The 17,391-nt window shown below is 56.9% G+C and carries 16 protein-coding genes; 3 read left to right on the top strand and 13 right to left on the bottom strand.

Annotated elements, in window-relative coordinates; genetic code table 11:
* Positions 1–22: 22 nt before the first annotated feature.
* The 13 genes from RBB82_RS03580 to RBB82_RS03520 all read right to left on the bottom strand — a co-directional run bounded on the left by RBB82_RS03580 (position 23) and on the right by RBB82_RS03520 (position 14,932).
* The gene (locus RBB82_RS03580) at positions 23–1,522 is read right to left on the bottom strand and encodes a sensor histidine kinase (RefSeq protein ID WP_433973750.1); all 1,500 of its coding nucleotides are present in this window, start codon (positions 1,520–1,522) and stop codon (positions 23–25) included.
* A gap of 247 nt (positions 1,523–1,769) precedes the next feature.
* Entirely contained in the window at positions 1,770–2,849 is a 1,080-nt protein-coding gene (ilvC, locus tag RBB82_RS03575) for a ketol-acid reductoisomerase (RefSeq protein ID WP_433975462.1), read from the bottom strand.
* Positions 2,850–2,912: 63 nt separating this feature from the next.
* Complete coding sequence (locus tag RBB82_RS03570) at positions 2,913–3,317, bottom strand: GIY-YIG nuclease family protein (RefSeq protein ID WP_433973749.1); 405 nt, start codon at positions 3,315–3,317, stop codon at positions 2,913–2,915.
* A 117-nt stretch (positions 3,318–3,434) separates the two neighbouring features.
* The gene (gene ilvN / locus RBB82_RS03565) at positions 3,435–4,031 is read right to left on the bottom strand and encodes an acetolactate synthase small subunit (protein ID WP_433973748.1); all 597 of its coding nucleotides are present in this window, start codon (positions 4,029–4,031) and stop codon (positions 3,435–3,437) included.
* Between the two features lie 485 nt (positions 4,032–4,516).
* Positions 4,517–5,125, bottom strand: a complete 609-nt coding sequence (locus RBB82_RS03560) for a GNAT family N-acetyltransferase (RefSeq protein WP_433973747.1) — start codon at positions 5,123–5,125, stop codon at positions 4,517–4,519.
* A 41-nt stretch (positions 5,126–5,166) separates the two neighbouring features.
* Positions 5,167–5,655 carry a hypothetical protein gene (locus RBB82_RS03555; protein WP_433973746.1) on the bottom strand — a complete coding sequence of 163 codons (489 nt, stop codon included), beginning with the start codon at positions 5,653–5,655 and terminating at the stop codon, positions 5,167–5,169.
* Between the two features lie 253 nt (positions 5,656–5,908).
* Positions 5,909–7,777: a thiamine pyrophosphate-binding protein gene (locus tag RBB82_RS03550; protein WP_433973745.1), complete on the bottom strand. Its 1,869-nt coding sequence runs from the start codon at positions 7,775–7,777 to the stop codon at positions 5,909–5,911.
* 133 nt (positions 7,778–7,910) lie between these two features.
* On the bottom strand, positions 7,911–9,608 hold the full coding sequence (gene ilvD, locus RBB82_RS03545) for a dihydroxy-acid dehydratase (protein WP_433973744.1): 1,698 nt from the start codon (positions 9,606–9,608) through the stop codon (positions 7,911–7,913).
* Positions 9,609–9,650: 42 nt separating this feature from the next.
* The gene (gene leuD / locus RBB82_RS03540; protein ID WP_433973743.1) at positions 9,651–10,286 is read right to left on the bottom strand and encodes a 3-isopropylmalate dehydratase small subunit; all 636 of its coding nucleotides are present in this window, start codon (positions 10,284–10,286) and stop codon (positions 9,651–9,653) included.
* Positions 10,286–11,731, bottom strand: a complete 1,446-nt coding sequence (gene leuC, locus RBB82_RS03535) for a 3-isopropylmalate dehydratase large subunit (protein ID WP_433973742.1) — start codon at positions 11,729–11,731, stop codon at positions 10,286–10,288. The genes leuD and leuC overlap by 1 nt, the downstream gene beginning before the upstream one ends.
* On the bottom strand, positions 11,728–12,432 hold the full coding sequence (locus RBB82_RS03530; protein ID WP_433973741.1) for a hypothetical protein: 705 nt from the start codon (positions 12,430–12,432) through the stop codon (positions 11,728–11,730). Before RBB82_RS03530 ends, leuC begins: the two co-directional genes overlap by 4 nt.
* A gap of 191 nt (positions 12,433–12,623) precedes the next feature.
* Positions 12,624–13,733, bottom strand: a complete 1,110-nt coding sequence (gene leuB / locus RBB82_RS03525) for a 3-isopropylmalate dehydrogenase (protein ID WP_433973740.1) — start codon at positions 13,731–13,733, stop codon at positions 12,624–12,626.
* Positions 13,734–13,756: 23 nt separating this feature from the next.
* Complete coding sequence (locus RBB82_RS03520; RefSeq protein ID WP_433973739.1) at positions 13,757–14,932, bottom strand: 2-isopropylmalate synthase; 1,176 nt, start codon at positions 14,930–14,932, stop codon at positions 13,757–13,759.
* 120 nt (positions 14,933–15,052) lie between these two features.
* Between RBB82_RS03520 and RBB82_RS03515 the strand changes: the two genes are divergently transcribed.
* From RBB82_RS03515 to RBB82_RS03505, 3 genes are all read left to right on the top strand, one after another.
* Positions 15,053–15,976, top strand: coding sequence for a LysR family transcriptional regulator (locus RBB82_RS03515; protein ID WP_433973738.1), 924 nt, complete (start codon positions 15,053–15,055; stop codon positions 15,974–15,976).
* A gap of 117 nt (positions 15,977–16,093) precedes the next feature.
* Complete coding sequence (locus RBB82_RS03510) at positions 16,094–16,561, top strand: Spy/CpxP family protein refolding chaperone (protein WP_433973737.1); 468 nt, start codon at positions 16,094–16,096, stop codon at positions 16,559–16,561.
* A gap of 97 nt (positions 16,562–16,658) precedes the next feature.
* Entirely contained in the window at positions 16,659–17,366 is a 708-nt protein-coding gene (locus tag RBB82_RS03505) for a porin family protein (RefSeq protein WP_433973736.1), read from the top strand.
* Positions 17,367–17,391: the final 25 nt, after the last annotated feature.

Here is a 17,391-nt window from a genome sequence, read left to right as displayed (position 1 = left end):
TAACTACCTCTCCCGCTGAGATTTAGTATGCCTGTCCACGATCCAGCGGGAGACGAATCTGGAAACAGGTCGCCCCCGGTTTCGACTCCACCGACACAAATCCCGAATGTTTGCTCACGATGCGTTGAACCGTGTCCAGACCCAACCCAAGGCCGCGCCCCGGAGCCTTCGTTGTGAAGAACGGCTCGAAGATCCGGCTCTTGGTCTCATCGTCGATGCCGGGCCCCGAGTCCCACACTTCAACCAGCGCAAGCTGCCCGCTAAGGTGCGTCCGCAGCCGAAGTGTCCCCTCATTGTTCATGCTCTCAAGCGCATTTTCGATCAGCGCCGTCCAAACCTGATTGAGTTCGCTGCCATAGGCGCTGACCGGCGGCAGCTCCGGGTCGAATTCGAGCTCCACGGTGACATTCTTCAGTCGTGAATTGAACATAACCAGTGTATTTTCAAGCGACTGCGCCAGATCGACGTCCTGAATCGGCGCCTGGTCCATGTACGAGTAGTCCTTGATTGCGCTGATCAGGTCGAAGATACGAACGGTCGAGTCGACCACAGTCTCAGCCATCCGCTCCACCCGCAGCGAGCTGGCGACCGTCGCGACGGCAACCGGAAGCACCTCCGGCCCGACGATCGTCGCAAGTTCGTCCAGCAGATCGAAGGCCAGGCTGGTCTCAGCCAGCGCCGGCGCTATCGTCCACGGCTTAGGAACGTTATGAGCGTTCAGCCACTTCACCAGCGTCTCTTCCCGGTCTGCCGTGGCCAACGGGCTCTGCGGCGTCTTCGGAAAGCTGGTGTAGGCCGACATCCGCGCACGCGCTCCCGCCACCCAGTCGCGATACTCTTTGATCTTTTCATCGGTCAGACACAAGTTGCCGAACCGGTACTTCTGCTCCCCGTACTCCCGCAGCTCGCCGAAGAGGCTTGCAGCCGAGCGTTGCGCCGCCGACGCCGGATTATTCAGCTCATGGGCAAGATTCGCCGCCAGCTTACCCAGCGCCGTCAGCTTCTCCGCCTGCTGCTCCATCCGCGTCACCTCGCGCACCCGGTCCAGCAGGGCCGACACGCACCTCTGCGCCATCGACGGAATCGCCGCCAGCATCGCCGGGAACAGCGACTCGTTGACGTCGATCGCCCAGACCTCCCCAACCGAGTAACCCTCGCCGCCATAGGTCTTCATGCGCGAGAAGGGAAGCTTCCCCGTCATCGAACCGGCCCGGCCGATAAACAGGGCAATTGAGCCAGACTTGCGCCGCACCTGCACCTCGCCGCGCAGGATGAAGTTCATATTGCACGCAGGCTCACCCTCGCGGAAGACGATGGCGCGATCTGCGCCCACGCGCTCGCTGCCGTTCGACGCGATCCATGTGTACTCTTCTTCCGTAAGCCCATCCAGCGGAGTGATCGTTCGAAGCGCAGCAACGATCTCCGGAATCGGCGTAGCTGTCGCCGGAGGCCCAGCGAGCTGATCCCCCTGGTTGACCGGCATTGTGGGGACCATGCTTTCATAGCTGTCCAGAGTGGCCATCTCGAAGCTCCTTCTGCCGCGTGGGCATCCAATCGTTCCCTTGGTCTACGTCTCCACTGTTACAAGAGTTCCAAAAACCAGGTCGTACACCGCGATCTTCGATCAGAGGGAATGTCTCCAGCCCAAGCAGACTCGCTCAGGAGCCGGACCGTATATTTGAGTCTAAATGAAGTGGCGACACCTGTTTAGATGCCGCCACCTCAAGTTCGATTTGTTAAAAATCCAGCTCCATTTGATGGAGTTACAGCTAAGCCTTATGGACCTGACCGTCCTTGACGACGACCGGATCGAGGAAGGGCATCGATTTCCGCAGCTCAGCCCCCACCTTCTCGATCTGGTGAGCGGTCTCCTGCTTCCGGATGCGGCTGAACTCATGCCGCCCCGTCTCGTTCTCGGCGATAAACTTCTTCGCAAAGCTGCCATCCTGAATATCGTTCAACAGCCCCTTCATCGCCTTCTTCACCTCCGGCGTCACAATGCGTGGCCCGGCAACATAGTCGCCCCACTCCGCCGTATCCGAGATGGAATGACGCATATACTCCAGCCCACCGCGATACATCAGGTCGACGATCAGCTTCAGCTCATGCAGCACCTCGAAGTAAGCCAGCTCCGGCTGGTAACCAGCCTCGACCAGCGTCTCGAACCCAGCCTTTACCAGCGCGCTCGTACCGCCACACAGCACAGCCTGCTCGCCAAAGAGATCGGTCTCCGTCTCCTCCGTAAACGTCGTCTCCAGCACCCCGGCGCGCGTGCAGCCGATGCCCTTGGCGTAGCTCAGAGCCAACGCCAACGCGTGGCCGCTCTTATCCTGCTCCACTGCCACCAGCGCCGGAACGCCGCCACCCTCGGTAAACACCTCGCGAACGCGATGCCCGGGAGCCTTGGGCGCAACCAGCGAAACATCGACGCCCGGAGGCGGCGTAATCGTGCGGAAGCGAATGTTGAAGCCATGCGCAAACATCAGCGTGGCATTCTCCTTCATGTTCGGCGCAATCTCTGCGTGATAGACCTTCGCTGCAGTCTGGTCCGGCGTCAGGTTCATGATGACGTCAGCCCACTTCGAAACCTCAGCGACGGTGCCGACTTCAAGCCCGGCCTTGCGAGCGCGGTCAGCATTGGGCGAGTCCTTACGAAGACCAACCCGAACCTCAACACCCGAGTCCTTCAGGTTGAGGGCATGAGCATGACCCTGCGAGCCATAGCCGATGATGGCAACTTTCTTTGCCTGGATAAGAGAGAGGTCTGCGTCTGCGTCGTGGTATGCCTTTGCCATTGTGTATCGTTCCTTTTGAGTGATAGTACCAACTGTTTGAAGTGCGGTGGTGATTGCGATCCGACTGCTAGCTAGTTAGAGTCGAAGGTCAAAGAAGAACTTTTTTATTTGTCCGTATTAGGTCTCTGTCGTCATCCTGACCCTGAGCGCAGCCGAATGGGGAAGGATCCCTGTCTTTGTCGTTGTTCTCTGCTGGCCGACAACCTCAACGCCTGGTCCCGGGAGGATTGGTTGTCCCCAGTCCGCGCTAAGATCTCGCCATCCGGGATTCGTGGAAATAATCAGCTCCACCTTGCGGATGCGAAGCCAACCCTTCAACTGCTTCTCTCGCGCAATTGCAGCTGTCACTGTAGTGAAGATTTCAAAGTGAACCAATTGATCGATGTTATAGCGGGCCGTGTGGCTTTGAGGATTCACACAATCCTTATGTTGCCGGATTCGAGCAGCCAACGTTGTGGTCACGCCGATGTAAAGCTTTTTATATCCGTTCGCCAAAATATAGACATAAGCGTAATCACCCATCTAGCTCCCTCTCCTCTCTGATAAATTGCTTAGCGCACTCACTGATGTCCCGATGTCGTCATCCTGAACGAAGTGAAGGATCCCTGTCTTTGTCTTTTTCCATCCACTTCAAGTCCACTACTCTGCAAACTCATTCGGCAAAATCTCATCCGGCTCAGGCTTTTCAGGAAAAGAAGTCTCATCACTATGATCATGGTCAGGCGTGCCAAGCGCCTTAAGCACACGGCTAGTATGATGACCGCGCCGCATAGCCATACGCCCTGTACGCGAAACCTCAAGAATCGTGTACCCACTCTCGGTAAGCACCTGAATCAGCCCTTCAATCTTGCTTGCAGCCCCGGTCATCTCAAGCATCACCGACTCCGGCGCAAGATCGACCACACGCGCCTTGAAGACTGTAGCCAATTCAAAGATCTGCGACCGAGTCTTAGGCCCAGCCGCAATCTTGATGAGACAAAGCTCACGAATGACGGCCTCTGATCGCCCAACCTCGTCCACATCCACCGTAATCTCCAGCTTATAAAGCGAAGCACGAATCCGATGCGCAGCATGATCGGGAGCCTCACACACAATCGTCATGCGCGACACATCGGCACGCTCGCTCTCACCCACGGTGAGCGAAACAATGTTGATATTGAGACGTCGAAACAGCGAAGCAACTCGCGTCAAAACGCCGGGCTTATCAGAAACCAGAGCTACGAATGTGTGGAGCATCTATATGCCTTCCAATTGATTTGCAAAGTAGCTGAACGTAAAGAGTAAAGCTGTTCCGATGATCCAAAGTGCTCTCTGTTTTGAAAAGCGCTGGATGAATGGGGTGTCTCGGCGTGTGAACATCCACACACCGGTTATGTAGAGGGTAAGTCCTAAGAGACAGGTTGAAATCGCGAAGACCGAGAGTGGGCCAGCAAATGAGTCGATTCCACCTGCAAGGGGCCGCCTATATTGAATCAGCAAGTGCCATACACCGTAAGCACACCATGAGGATGCGAGCACAGCTAGTCCTGAATACAAGAACGCTTGGAGGCGTGAAGTGTATCCTCGAACCGCGACAACGATAAAGATTGCTGTTGCGAGCAACGAAACCCAAAAGCATGTGCGTGCGTCGAAAATCAGTGCCAAGAATGCTGAGCTGATAAAGATAGTTGCAGCGATAATCAGCAGCCAATTAGATAGAGGAAGAGTCAAGACAGGAGCTTTCATCCACCCCCCGCGATTTCGATGCGCGACGAAGCGGAGGATGTGGCCTCGCTGCAGTTAGGGTTGCGTAGACGGTAGAGCGCATGCCGCTCATACGGGTGACCCGCGGGAACACGGGGATGATTGAAGTCAAACTCGGGACGATAGGTCATGCCGACCTTCTCCATAACCCGGCGCGACGGATGGTTCGGCAGAGCAGTAATTGCGACAACTTCGGGCAGAGCAAGTTGATTGAAGGCAAAGTCGACAATGGCCAGCGCCCCTTCGGTCGCCAACCCTCGCCCCTGACTGGCCTGCGTGAGCCTCCAGCCAATCTCGACCGCAGGCTGCGGCAGATTCGGAATCTCATCCCGCAACTGCTGTAGGCCGATCGTTCCGGCGAACTCACCTGTCTCGCGCAGGGTCGCTGCAAAGAAGCTGTACCCGACATGCTCGAAGGCGACAAGATAGCGATCGATCGCCTCATCACTCTCCTGCCGACTGTAGGGGCCAGGGTAGAACCGCATCACCACCGGATCGGCGTTCATCGCAGCGAAAGGCACACGATCAGCCTCCTTCCAGCGGCGAAGCAGAAGGCGAGGCGTTTCGAGTTGGAGAGGCTGGGTCAAATTCGTCTCTTGAAGTGATGCGACATCGCAGGATGCGTTCATCAGTTACTGTGTGGCGGTGGCGGCAGTGGAGGCGCAGGGTAACTTGGGATGTAGGTCTTCGGAGTCTCAAAGAGAATCAACTGGCCAGGCTTTGCTGCCGGACTCGCACCGCTGCACAGATTGCCCGTCGTGATCCCCGTCTTCAAAATCGTCGCGACAGAGTAGTTCGTATAAAGCTCTGCACGTGGCCGGCAGTCGGCATACATATTCGCGAGAATGCGGACGATACCATCCTTCCCTGTGACGACGTCGATATTGCCAGTCTTGTCGGTGGCCATCGCGACAGACCCAATCTGATTCGCACGAATTGCCACATTCAACCTCTCGTCCGCAATGGGCAGGTTCGTCACCGCGTTGATCACCTTGATGTGAATGGTTGGCTGCTGAGCCAGTGCGCCAACCGACGCCAAAGCGACAAACAGAAACGTGGTCGCTCGAAGGAGATTGCCGAATTGATCCGTTGCAGGTGCTACGAAGGGATGTGGCATCGTTCGTCCTGTCTGCTAAGAAGCTTTCAATTTGGAATCCAGCAAAAAATATCTGAAAAACGTGGCGTATTTTTCGGCGGTCAAAATATGGCTGCCAAAACACCACGTTCACCATGCAACTCACCACGAATTACCATGCAAAAAACCACGTTTTGCACACCACTTTTCCTAAAACACCCCTCAAAAAACAAAGGAAAATGACGCATTTTCTTCTCAACCACCACGTCCAACTTTTTCTGCAGAAACCCGCATATTATTTATCATCCGCCGTCTCCAGAAGAGGGTCTTTTGCCGGCCGCCGAACCATCTCATGCAGCGCCGACCCAGGAGCGATCATCGGATAAACCCCATCCTCTTTCTCCACCTGAAAGTTGATAAGAAACGCTTTACCGCTCGTCCGCGCCTTTGTAACAGTCGGAGTCACATCCTTGCGTTCCTTAACATGCGCGCCATCAATACCATGCGCCCCCGCCAGCTTCACAAAGTCAGGCGAAAGTATCGGCGAAGCCGCGTAGTTCTTCTCATAAAACGCCTCCTGCCACTGCCGAACCATCCCCAGAAACCCGTTATTAATCACAGCAATATTGATCGCCAAACCCTCTTGAACAATGGTCGAAAGCTCCGAAGCCGTCATCTGAAAACCACCGTCCCCAGCGATAACCCAAACATCCTTTTCAGGACAAGCGACCTTCGCACCAATCGCCGCCGGAAGCGCAAAACCCATCGTTCCAAGCCCACCACTGGTGATCAGCGAACGCGGCGAATCATGCTTGTAATACTGCGCCTCCCACATCTGGTGCTGCCCAACATCTGTAACGATGATGGTTTGATCAGCACGGCCAGCGGCATGAGCCTCGCGCCAGATGTCGTTGATGACATGGGCTGCATAAAGATGGCCATTGTCAGGCAGATTGATGATGTCGCGAACAGCCGCATCGCCCTTCATCGCTTTGATCTCGCGGAGCCACGCTGCAGTTGCACGTGGAACGTTTCCTGTTGCTCCGCCCTGGCGCAGACTACCAGAATCGCCAGTCGATGGGCGGTTCCCATCAACGCCGTCGCCGAATGCGGCTTTGCCCTGATTAAGCACGTAATCCGCAGATTCGAGCAGCGGGAGGAGAAGCTCGAGAACCTCCTTGAGGTCGCCGATGAGTGCGACGTCCGCTCTGACATTCTTGTTGATCTCAGAAGGATCAATTTCGATGTGGATCTTCTTCGCATTGGGCGCGTATTGAGCTAGGTTGCCCGTCACGCGGTCATCAAAGCGCATACCGAAAGCAAGCAGCAGATCGGCTTGTTGAATCGCGTGATTGACCCACGACTCACCGTGCATCCCCATCATCCCCAGCGAAAGCGGATGATAGGTCGGAAACGCACCAAGACCAAGCAGTGTGCTCGCGACAGGAATCTGCTGACGTTCTGCGAAGGCGAGCACTTGAGCCTCCGCGCCTGAATGCGTGATGCCATGGCCGGCAAGAATGACAGGCTTTTTTGCACTGTGGATGAGTTCAATAGCCTGCTGGATCGAAGACGACTCGGCACGCAGCATCGGGTGAGGTCTATAGGGCGCGGGAGCTGCGGCATCGAAGTTGAACGATGCTGTGGCCTGCTGGGCGTCCTTGGTGATGTCGATCAAGACAGGGCCAGGTCTGCCGGAGCACGCAACCTGAAAGGCCTCGCGAATCGCAGGAGCGATATCTTCCGCACGTGTCACAAGGTAGTTGTGCTTCGTAATCGGCAGGGTAATGCCGGTGATGTCGATCTCCTGAAACGCGTCCGAGCCCAAAACTTTGCTGCCAACCTGACCCGTGATGCAGACGATAGGGATGGAGTCGAGCATCGCCGTCGCAATGCCGGTGACAAGATTTGTAGCACCAGGGCCGCTGGTGGCAATGCAAACGCCAACCTTCCCCGACGCACGAGCGTACCCGTCTGCCATGTGCGAAGCACCTTGCTCATGACGCACAAGAACGTGATGAATGGGAAACTTCCGCAGCGCGTCGTACGCGGGGAGAATAGCCCCGCCGGGGTAGCCGAAGACTTTGTCCACGCCTTCACCGACTAGTGTGGCCCAGATGATTTCAGCTCCGGTGAGTTGCGGGTGTTGATTTTTTTTAGACATCTAGTGCTCCTTTACTTCAACGGGAGGTGCATGATTGAAGCATCGAATTTGAATATCGGGCCCAAGATCACCTCCGGTGCTGCAGCCCAATTCCAGTGGATGCGGCAGTTTTAGGCCGTCCTTCAGACAACGTCTATGTGGTGACGGCCCCCAGCGATGCGCTGCTGACGCTGTTGGCGTATTTGGCGAAGACGCCGCGTTTGAAGCGTGGTTCGGGGGCCTTCCATGCGGCGAGGCGTTTGGCGATCTCGGCTTCGGGGACGTTGAGAGTAAGTTTGCGGTTGGGGATGTCGAAGGTGATGGTGTCGCCTTCGTGAACGGCAGCGATGGGTCCACCGAGTTGGGCTTCGGGAGCGACGTGGCCTGCCATCAGGCCGCGAGTGGCTCCGGAAAAACGGCCATCGGTTAGAAGAGCTACGGTTTCAGACAGAGAAGGGATGCCTTTGATAGCCGCAGTGACAGCGAGCATCTCGCGCATGCCGGGGCCGCCGCGTGGGCCTTCGTACCGGATGACGAGGACGTCATTGGGATTAATCTTTCCTGCTTCGACGGCGGCGTGGCAATCGTCCTCTGATTCGAAGACTCGTGCGGTACCGGTGTGATGAATGCGCTCGTGACCTGCAACCTTGATGACTGCGCCATCAGGGGCGAGGTTGCCGCGCATGATGACGAGGCCGCCAGTTGGCTTCAGCGCATTCTCCCAGGTGCGAATGACAAGCTGGCCGACGGTTTCAACGGCGAGAGCTGCCTCTTCTGCGAGTGTCTTGCCAGTGACAGTGATGCTGTCGCCTTTGAGCAAACCCCTCTCGATGAGGCGTTGCGCAAGAAGACGAGAGCCGCCTGCCTCTTGATAGTCCTTTGCAGCGTATTTGCCGCCCGGCGAGAGATCGCAGATGAACGGCGTCTGTTCGGAGATGCGATCAAAGTCTTCCATCGTGAGCGGCATGTCGAACTCATGCGCAATGGCGATGAGGTGGAGCACGGCGTTGGTGCTTCCGCCTGAGGCCGCGACGGCCGCAATTGCATTGTCGATAGCCTGACGGGTGACGATCTTACGCGGAGTGAGACCGGCGCGGGCGAGGTCCATGACGAGTCGGCCAGCCTGACGGGAGGCCTCATGTTTTTCGGGCGACATCGCGGGGACGCCAGTGATCATCATCGGCGAGATGCCTAGAAACTCGCCTGCCATCGCCATCGTATTGGCGGTGAACTGGCCGCCGCAGGCTCCAGGGCCAGGACAGGCGGCAGCTTCGAGGGCTTCGAGTTCGTCGTCGTTGATCTTGCCGGCAGCGTGCGCTCCCATGCCTTCGAAGACCTGAAGGATGGTGATCTCCTTTGTGGTGCCGTCGGGCTGTTTGAGCGCGCCAGGAGCGATGCTTCCCCCGTAGAGCATGAGACCGGGGATATCGAGGCGGGCGAGCGCCATAATGGCGGCCGGCATGTTCTTGTCGCAACCTGCGATGCAAACGATGCCGTCGAACGAATTGCCGCGAGCAACGAGTTCGATCGAATCAGCGATGACCTCGCGGGAGATGAGCGAAGCCTTCATGCCCTGCGTGCCCATGGTGATGCCGTCGTGGATGGTGACGGTATTGAACTCCATCGGTGTGCCGCCTGCTTCGCGAATGCCTTGCTTGACTGCCTCGGCGACTTTGCGCAGATGGAAGTTGCAAGGGCCGATCTCGGTCCACGTATTGGCAATGCCGATGATGGGCTTGTGCAGATCTTCTTTGGTGAAGCCTACGCTGCGGAAGTAAGAGCGGGCAGCGGCACGGGACGGCCCTTCAGTCAGGACAATAGAATTTTTCTTCGGATTGATTTCGTTACTCAAAAGGCGGCCTTTCCGGGGAGCTAGTTTAGTAGTTCACGTGAATCAAGCTGTGACGGGCCGAGGTTTCAGCCAAAATTCTGAATCATGCTTCGATTCAAATGCGTCGAGTTCAGCCTCGTGGCGGAGGGTGAGTCCGATATCGTCGAGGCCGTTCAATAGGCAGTATTTGCGGAAGGGGTCGATGTCGAAGTGGGCGTTGAAATTCTGGTCGTCGTTGACGGTTTGGGCTTCGAGGTTGATGGTGATCTTGTGCGCTGGATTTTTTTCTGAGCGCTCGATGAGAGTTTGTACATCTGCCTCAGAAAGGCGCACGAGGATCATGCCGTTCTTGCCGGCGTTGGAGAAGAAGATGTCGGCGAAGCTCGGGGCGATGACGGCGAGGAAGCCATAGTCGGTGAGAGCCCACGCCGCGTGTTCGCGCGAACTGCCGCAACCGAAGTTTTTTCCGGCGATGAGGATCTTCGCGCCTTTGTGATGATGCTTGTTGAGGACGAAGTCAGGATGAGGCTCGCCTGCGTTGGGGCCTTCCTGAATACGGCGCCAGTCGTAGAAGAGGAAGTCGCCATAGCCAGTGCGCTCGATGCGTTTGAGAAATTGTTTGGGAATGATCTGATCGGTATCGACGTTGGGTCGATCAAGCGGCACGGCGTGGCTGGAAAGGATGTTGATAGGCTGCATTACTTCGCCTCCTTCTGTGCTGTCTGATCTCTGAACTGCCAGGTGCGGACGTCGGTGAAGTGACCAGTGATCGCCGCCGCGGCGGCCATCTGCGGTGATACAAGATGCGTGCGGCCACCACGGCCCTGGCGGCCTTCGAAGTTACGGTTGCTGGTGGAGGCGCATCGTTCGCCGGGGGCGAGAATGTCGGGGTTCATTCCCAGGCACATACTGCAACCGGGCTCGCGCCAGTCGAAGCCGGCGGCGGTAAAGACCTTGTCGAGACCTTCCTGTTCAGCCTGCGCTTTGACGGCTTGAGAGCCAGGGACGACCATTGCTCGAACCGTTGTAGCAACGCGGTAGCCGCGCACAACGGATGCTGCGGCACGAAGATCCTCAATGCGCGCGTTGGTGCAGGAACCAAGAAAGACGCGGTCAATCTTAATCTCTTCGATGGGTTCTCCAGCATGCAGACCCATATATTCCAATGCGCGTTCGAATGCTTTTTGATCAGCCTCGCTCGCGGCGGGATCGGCGAGGGGCACAGTGTTCTTGACCCCCGTAACCATGCCGGGACTCGTTCCCCAACTAACAGTGGGGGTAATGTCAGCAGCATTTATCGTAAGCTCACGGTCGAAGATTGCTCCCTCTTCTGTTACAAGCTTAGACCAGTGCGCTACGGCTTCATCCCACGCGGCCCCAGTCGGCGAGAAGCGCCGACCCTTGAGATAAGCGAAGGTGGTGGCGTCGGGGGCGATCATACCGGCGCGAGCCCCAGCCTCGATGCTCATGTTGCAGATAGTCATGCGGCCTTCCATGGAGAGAGCACGAATGGCTGAACCAGCGTATTCGACGACGTTGCCGGTGGCTCCAGCAGTTCCGATCTGGCCGATGATGTGGAGAATAATGTCCTTAGCGGTGACGCCGTTGGGGAGCACGCCTTCCACGTTGATACGAAAAGTCTTCGGTTTGTCCTGCGGCAGAGTCTGCGTGGCCATGACGTGCTCGACTTCGCTGGTACCGATGCCGAATGCGAGTGAGCCAAATGCTCCATGCGTGCTGGTGTGCGAGTCGCCGCAGACGATAGTCATCCCAGGTTTCGTAAGACCAAGCTCCGGGCCAATGATGTGGACGATTCCTTGATTCGGCGACTGCACATCGTATAGCTCAACGCCAAAGTCGGCGCAGTTCTTGCGCAATGCTTCGATTTGCTTGTGAGCGATCTGGTCGACGATGTGGAGGCGATCTTCGATGCTGCTGGTCGGCACGTTGTGATCGACCGTTGCGACCGTGCGGTCAGGGCGGCGTAGTTTACGGCCTGTCATGCGGAGCCCGTCGAAGGCTTGTGGGCTGGTGACCTCATGGACGAGGTGCAAGTCGATGTAGAGGATGCTGGGTTCACCCTGCGGCTCGGCGACGAGGTGTTGATGCCATACTTTTTCGAAGAGTGTTTTGGGTGTGCTCATGGTTGTGCCTTTTGTTCGGGTTCTGGTCTGGTAAATGTGTTCGCGCCGATGTCGGCTGGTTTGATTTGATGTGGTGCGCCGTCGGGGTCGACGAGGATGGCATTTTTTATCTGCTGTATGACCGTGCTACCGGTGGGCGGATGCGCAGTCCAACGTGCAACGCTGTGGATCAGCGCTGCGGGGATGTGGTCAGGGTCTATCGGGTGATTTGGGAAGACCCAAAGGGTATATTCCGCGCCGGGCTCGTTCGGCGTTTTGCTGTCTTTGATCCAATCAATCGCGGCGAAGGCAATGAGTGGATGTGGAAGTCCAAGGTCCACCCAGAGCAGGCCGCGTGCAGGACAGAATCGAAAGACGCAGCCAGTGATGGAGAGATAGCGGTTTTCGTCGGCGATCACTTTGTCGGGTACAGAGAGGAAGTCGAGCGCGGTTTCGTCGAGGGTCTTGTAACCAGTCTTTGGATTACCCCAGAAGGTTTGAGGAGCAGTGAGATATTGCGCTAGAAATGGACGGAAGCGGTTATCGAGGACGAGGGCGGTTTCGCGTCCGTCCGCGGGTGGCGGCCCGTATTGCCAGAGCCACTCCACGTTTTCCTTTGGCGGTTTCTTATCCCTCTTGATCTGAGGAGAAGATATTTGCGCACGCGTTGCAAACGGCGCCAAAGCAAGCAGAGTAACGGCGAGTTGGTAGCGAAGAGTCACGAAAGATTAGCCATTTCTCGGGGCTGATTTTCTTGCAGTAAAGAACATGACAAGGTTGACGAGTGTGAACATGAAGAGCCCAACGATCACAACGACGGCGATTGGCGCACCTCTCCAGAGTTTGTAGATCAGTGCAACTGTGACAGCACAATTCATCAGGATCGACTTCGACCGCAGGCTCAATGGTGCATTCATACGGCGTGCATGGCCTGGCGGCGGTCGATGGATTCTGCCAGAGCCTGATGGACGAGCTTACCCATCTCCTGCGTGCTGACCGGAGTCTGTCCCGGTTGCTGGCCGCGAGCGATATCGGCCGTACGATAGCCAGCGTTGAGAACTTGGTGGACTGCGAGTTCGACAGCTTTGGCATCCTGCTCAAGGTTTGCCGAGTGTCGAAGAACCATGGCAGCAGTAAGAATCGCGCCGAGCGGGTTGGCCTTTCCTGTTCCCGCGATATCAGGTGCGCTGCCGTGGACGGGCTCATAGAGATTGACTGCGCCGCCAATGGTGGCGGAGGGCAACATACCAAGTGACCCAGTGATGACACCGGCCTCGTCAGAGAGGATGTCGCCAAAGAGATTTTCGGTGAGAACGACGTCGAAGTTGCGGGGGATATTCATGATGTGCATCGCCATGGAATCGACGAGCTGATGTTCGAGCGTGACAGAAGGGTATTCTTTGGCGACCTCCGTGACTGTTGCGCGCCAAAGCTGTGAAACCTCAAGAACGTTGGCTTTGTCGACGGAGGTGACTTTCTGACGGCGTTTGCTGGCGAGTTCGAAGGCGACGCGGGCAACACGGACGACCTCAGCCTTGGTGTAGCGCATCGTATTGATCGCCTCGTCGGACTCACGGTTCCACCAGCGTGGAGCACCAAAGTAAAGGCCGCCGAGCAACTCGCGCACAAAAAGAATATCGACGTCTTTGGTGACTTCAGGACGCAGTGGGGAACTTTCAGCAAGCGCGGAGTACGCGATGGAAGGGCGCAGATTGGCAAAGCCTCCAAGCGCCTGGCGAATCTGCAGGAGACCAGCTTCGGGACGTTTGTCTGGCGGCAGAGAGTTGAACTTGTTATCACCAACAGCGCCTAGCAGGACAGCGTCGCATTCGAGCGCTGCATCGAGCGTTGCGGTGGGGAGCGGCGATCCGGTTTCGGTGATAGCGGTGCCACCAATGAGTCCAGGAACGAAGATAAACTCGTGCCCGCCTAACTCAGCTACGGCACGGAGGATGTTTGTTGCCTGCTGTGTGACTTCGGGGCCGATGCCGTCGCCGGCGAGAACTGCAATTTTGAGGCGCATGACGCTCTTCCTTTGGCGAGTGGCTAGTGAGTAGCGACGGCGGACTTGTCGCTATGAAGCAAACCGAGCAAGTCCTGGTCGTAGATGGATTTTTTGCGGTCCGCAAGTTCGGTGAAGCGGTGGTAAACATCGTCGAGTTGAGCGCGCGTAAGGGTGTGGCCGAGTTCGACGAGGCGTTGCTCAAGCAGACGGCGGCCACTATGTTTGCCTAACACCATGTTGGTGGCCGGGACGCCGACTGACTCTGGTGTCATGATCTCGTAGGTCAGTGGGTTGGCCATCATGCCGTGTTGATGGATGCCGGACTCGTGCGCAAATGCATTGGCACCGACGACAGCCTTGTTTGGCGAGCAGCCGAAGCTGATGAATTCGGCGAGCATCTGGCTGGTGGGGAAGAGCTGGTTCAGTTTGATGTTGTTTGTATAGGGCAACTTGTCGCGACGAACCATGAGTGCCGCGGCGATCTCTTCTAGCGCCGCGTTGCCAGCGCGTTCGCCGATGCCGTTGATCGTGCATTCGGCCTGTCGCGCTCCTGCGTGGATGCCAGCAAGTGTGTTGGCTACGGCCATACCGAGATCGTTGTGGCAATGCGTGGAAAGAATAACGTCGTCGATGCCGGGAACCTTCTCGATTAGCATGCGGAACGTGGCGGCGTACTCGTCGGGCGTTGTGTAGCCGACGGTATCGGGGATGTTGATTGTAGTCGCCCCGGCCTGGACCGCAACGGTAACGATTTCGATGAGGAAGTCGGGGTCAGTGCGGGTGGCGTCCTCGGCGGAGAACTCGACGTCGTCGGCGAAGGTACGCGCAAGACGAACAGAGTTTGCGGCCTGATCGAGGGCCTCGGCGCGCGTGATCTTCAGCTTAGCTTCAAGATGAAGGTCGGACGAGGCGAGGAAGGTGTGAATGCGGGCCTTTTCGGCTGGCTCAATGGAACGGGCAGCGGCTTCAATGTCCTCGCGTTTGCAGCGGGCCAGGGATGCAATGCGCGGCCCACGAACCTCGCGAGCGATCATCCGGATAGAGTCGGAGTCGCCCTGACTGGCGATAGCAAAACCAGCCTCTAAAACGTCGACGCCGAGGGCTGCGAGCTGGTGGGCCATGCGCAGCTTTTCATCGTGGTGCATGGTGCAACCGGGGGACTGCTCGCCGTCCCGGAGGGTGGTATCGAAGAAGACGATTTGATTATGCGAGGACATAGGAGTTAACACTCTCGATCTGGACGTTATCATAACGCATGCTTATGATGGTTTGCAGGTGTATCAGAAATTCTAATTGCGGCATTCGACTTGAAAATCTCCGCCGCATGGAGGTGACGATTGGACTTAGTCCAGATGGAGACGTTTCTGGCAGTGGCGGAGGAGCGAAGTTTTTCACGGGCTGCAGCACGACTCCATCGTACTCAGCCAGCGGTGAGTCAGGCAATCGCCAAACTCGAAGGGGAGCTTGGTGAGGTGCTCTTCGAGCGGTCGTCGCGGGACGGAACACTGACCGACGCAGGCGAGGTGCTACGGGAGTATGCATCTAAGTTGCTGAATCTGCGAAATGAAGCCGCCGGCGCTCTGACCGAGCTGCGGGAGCTCCATCGGGGAAGGTTGAATCTTGCAGCGAATGAGTACACCTGCCTCTATCTTTTGCCGCTGCTTGACGAGTTCCGGCGGCAGAATCCGCGGATCAAACTGGCGGTGCAGCGCACGTTGGCGAGCCGAATCTCGGACGAGGTGCTGATGCACTCAGTCGAGATTGGTGTGCTCTCGTTCCGACCCGACGATACGCAGGTCAAATCGATGGTGGTGTATCGAGATGAGCTCGCCTTTGTGGTAAATCCCCGGCATGCCCTTGCGGGTGCGGGAAAGGTCTCGATTCGGCAGTTGGGAGCGCAGAATTTCATTGCACACAACATCCCATCTCCGCAGCGTCAGAAGGTGATTCAAGCATTCAAACGGCACAAGACTCCGTTGCAGATGGGGGTCGAGCTGCCGTCGCTCGAAGCCATCAAGCGGTTTGTCGAGATGGGGAATGGCGTAGCACTGGTGCCTGGCCTGACGGTTCGCACGGAGCTGGAGAGCGGGGCGCTGGTGCGGGTACAGGTACCGGAGTTGCAGATCGAACGCAAACTGAGGCTGGTCTACCGTCGGCAGGCCAGTCTTTCGCACGCGGCGCTGGCCTTTTTGAAGGTGGTAGAGGCCTATGCGGCCGCGCATGGAGACCCGTACTGCTTTCAGCCCGAACGCGGCATGTAAAAGCCAGTGTGAATTTTTGCTGCAGCAGGAACCTTTGCAGAAAAAGTGCGTCTGTATCGCTAGATGGACCACCGGAGAAGCTCTTCCGGCGAATGATGGTATGAGAGTGAGAATCCGATGATGACGATATTCCGCAAACCAATATTGCAAGTAGCCTTTATGGCCCTGTGTACGACAGCGCTGAGCGCACTGCCGGCAATGGCCCAGGAACCGAGTGCGCCGGCTGCGCAAGATCAGGCTGGTCCACCACACGGCGGACACGATCAGGGACAGCGCGAAGAGCATCAGCTGGCGTTTCTGACCAAGAAGCTGAACCTTACGCCCGATCAGGTGTCTCAGGTGAAGGCAATTGACGATGACACGCGACAGCAGATGATGGCTCTTCGCAATGACACCGCAACGCCGAAGGCCGACAAGCACGCAAAGATGATGGACATCCACAAGGCGTCCCAGGACAAGATTCGCGGCGTGCTGACTGATGATCAAAAGACCAAGTATGACGCCCTGCAGGCAGAGATGCGAGAGCGCAGGGAGAGCCATGAGGGAGGGCAAGGCGCGCCTCCTCCTCCTCCACCTCAACAATAGTATTAGTCGATACAAGAAATGCAAGAAGGCCGGAGGATCTGCATTCCTCCGGCCTTCTTGCGTCTGCAGCCCTACTTCGGGCACTGGTGCGGTTACAATGAAGGACAGTGACTACGGCGCTCCGTACCTCTTGCAGATAAGTTTGCCTGCGGGACAGCGCAAGAGGGTTACGGACGAATTCGAAGGGATCCAGCGAAGAATGAAGAAGACGATGTTGTTGTTGGGTGCGCTGATGTTTTCTGCGGCAGCCGGTTACGCGCAGGAGAGCCGGCAGGACGTGAGCGTAAGCGCCACCGCGGCGTTTGCCCCCCAGATCACAGGAAATAGTGTGCAGAAGAATACGAGCACGACTATGGGCCTTTTAGCCAGCTACCGTTATCTCTTGACGCCGCGTAGTGCACTGGAAGCGAACTATGGATATCAGCAAAACACGCAGTACTACCAGGTCTTCGGAAAAGCGAATGGTGGTATCCACACGCTGCAGCAGGAGTTCAGCATCGCATATGTCTTTAACATGAACTTCAAGAACTTCAATCCGTTCCTGGAAGCTGGCCCTGGCGTCATGATCTTCCACCCGTTTAAGGACGCTGGATCGACCAACCTCGACGCCAAACAAAATACGAACATTGGCGGGCTGTTTGGCGGCGGTGTTGCGTACGAGTTGAGCCCCAGCTTCGACATTCGCGCGGAGTATCGTGGCTTCTTGGTGAAGACACCGACCTTTAGTCTTCCTGGCAATATCTTCAATACCAACCGCTATGAAGTGCTCTCTACGCCGTCTATCGGCGTGGCGTATCACTTCTAACTGAAAGCAGCATTAACAAGCAAAG

The sequence above is a fragment of the Tunturiibacter lichenicola genome (genome assembly GCF_051013355.1).
Classification (GTDB): Bacteria; Acidobacteriota; Terriglobia; order Terriglobales; family Acidobacteriaceae; genus Edaphobacter; species Edaphobacter lichenicola_F.
This window is presented reverse-complemented; position numbering and strand designations above follow the sequence as displayed.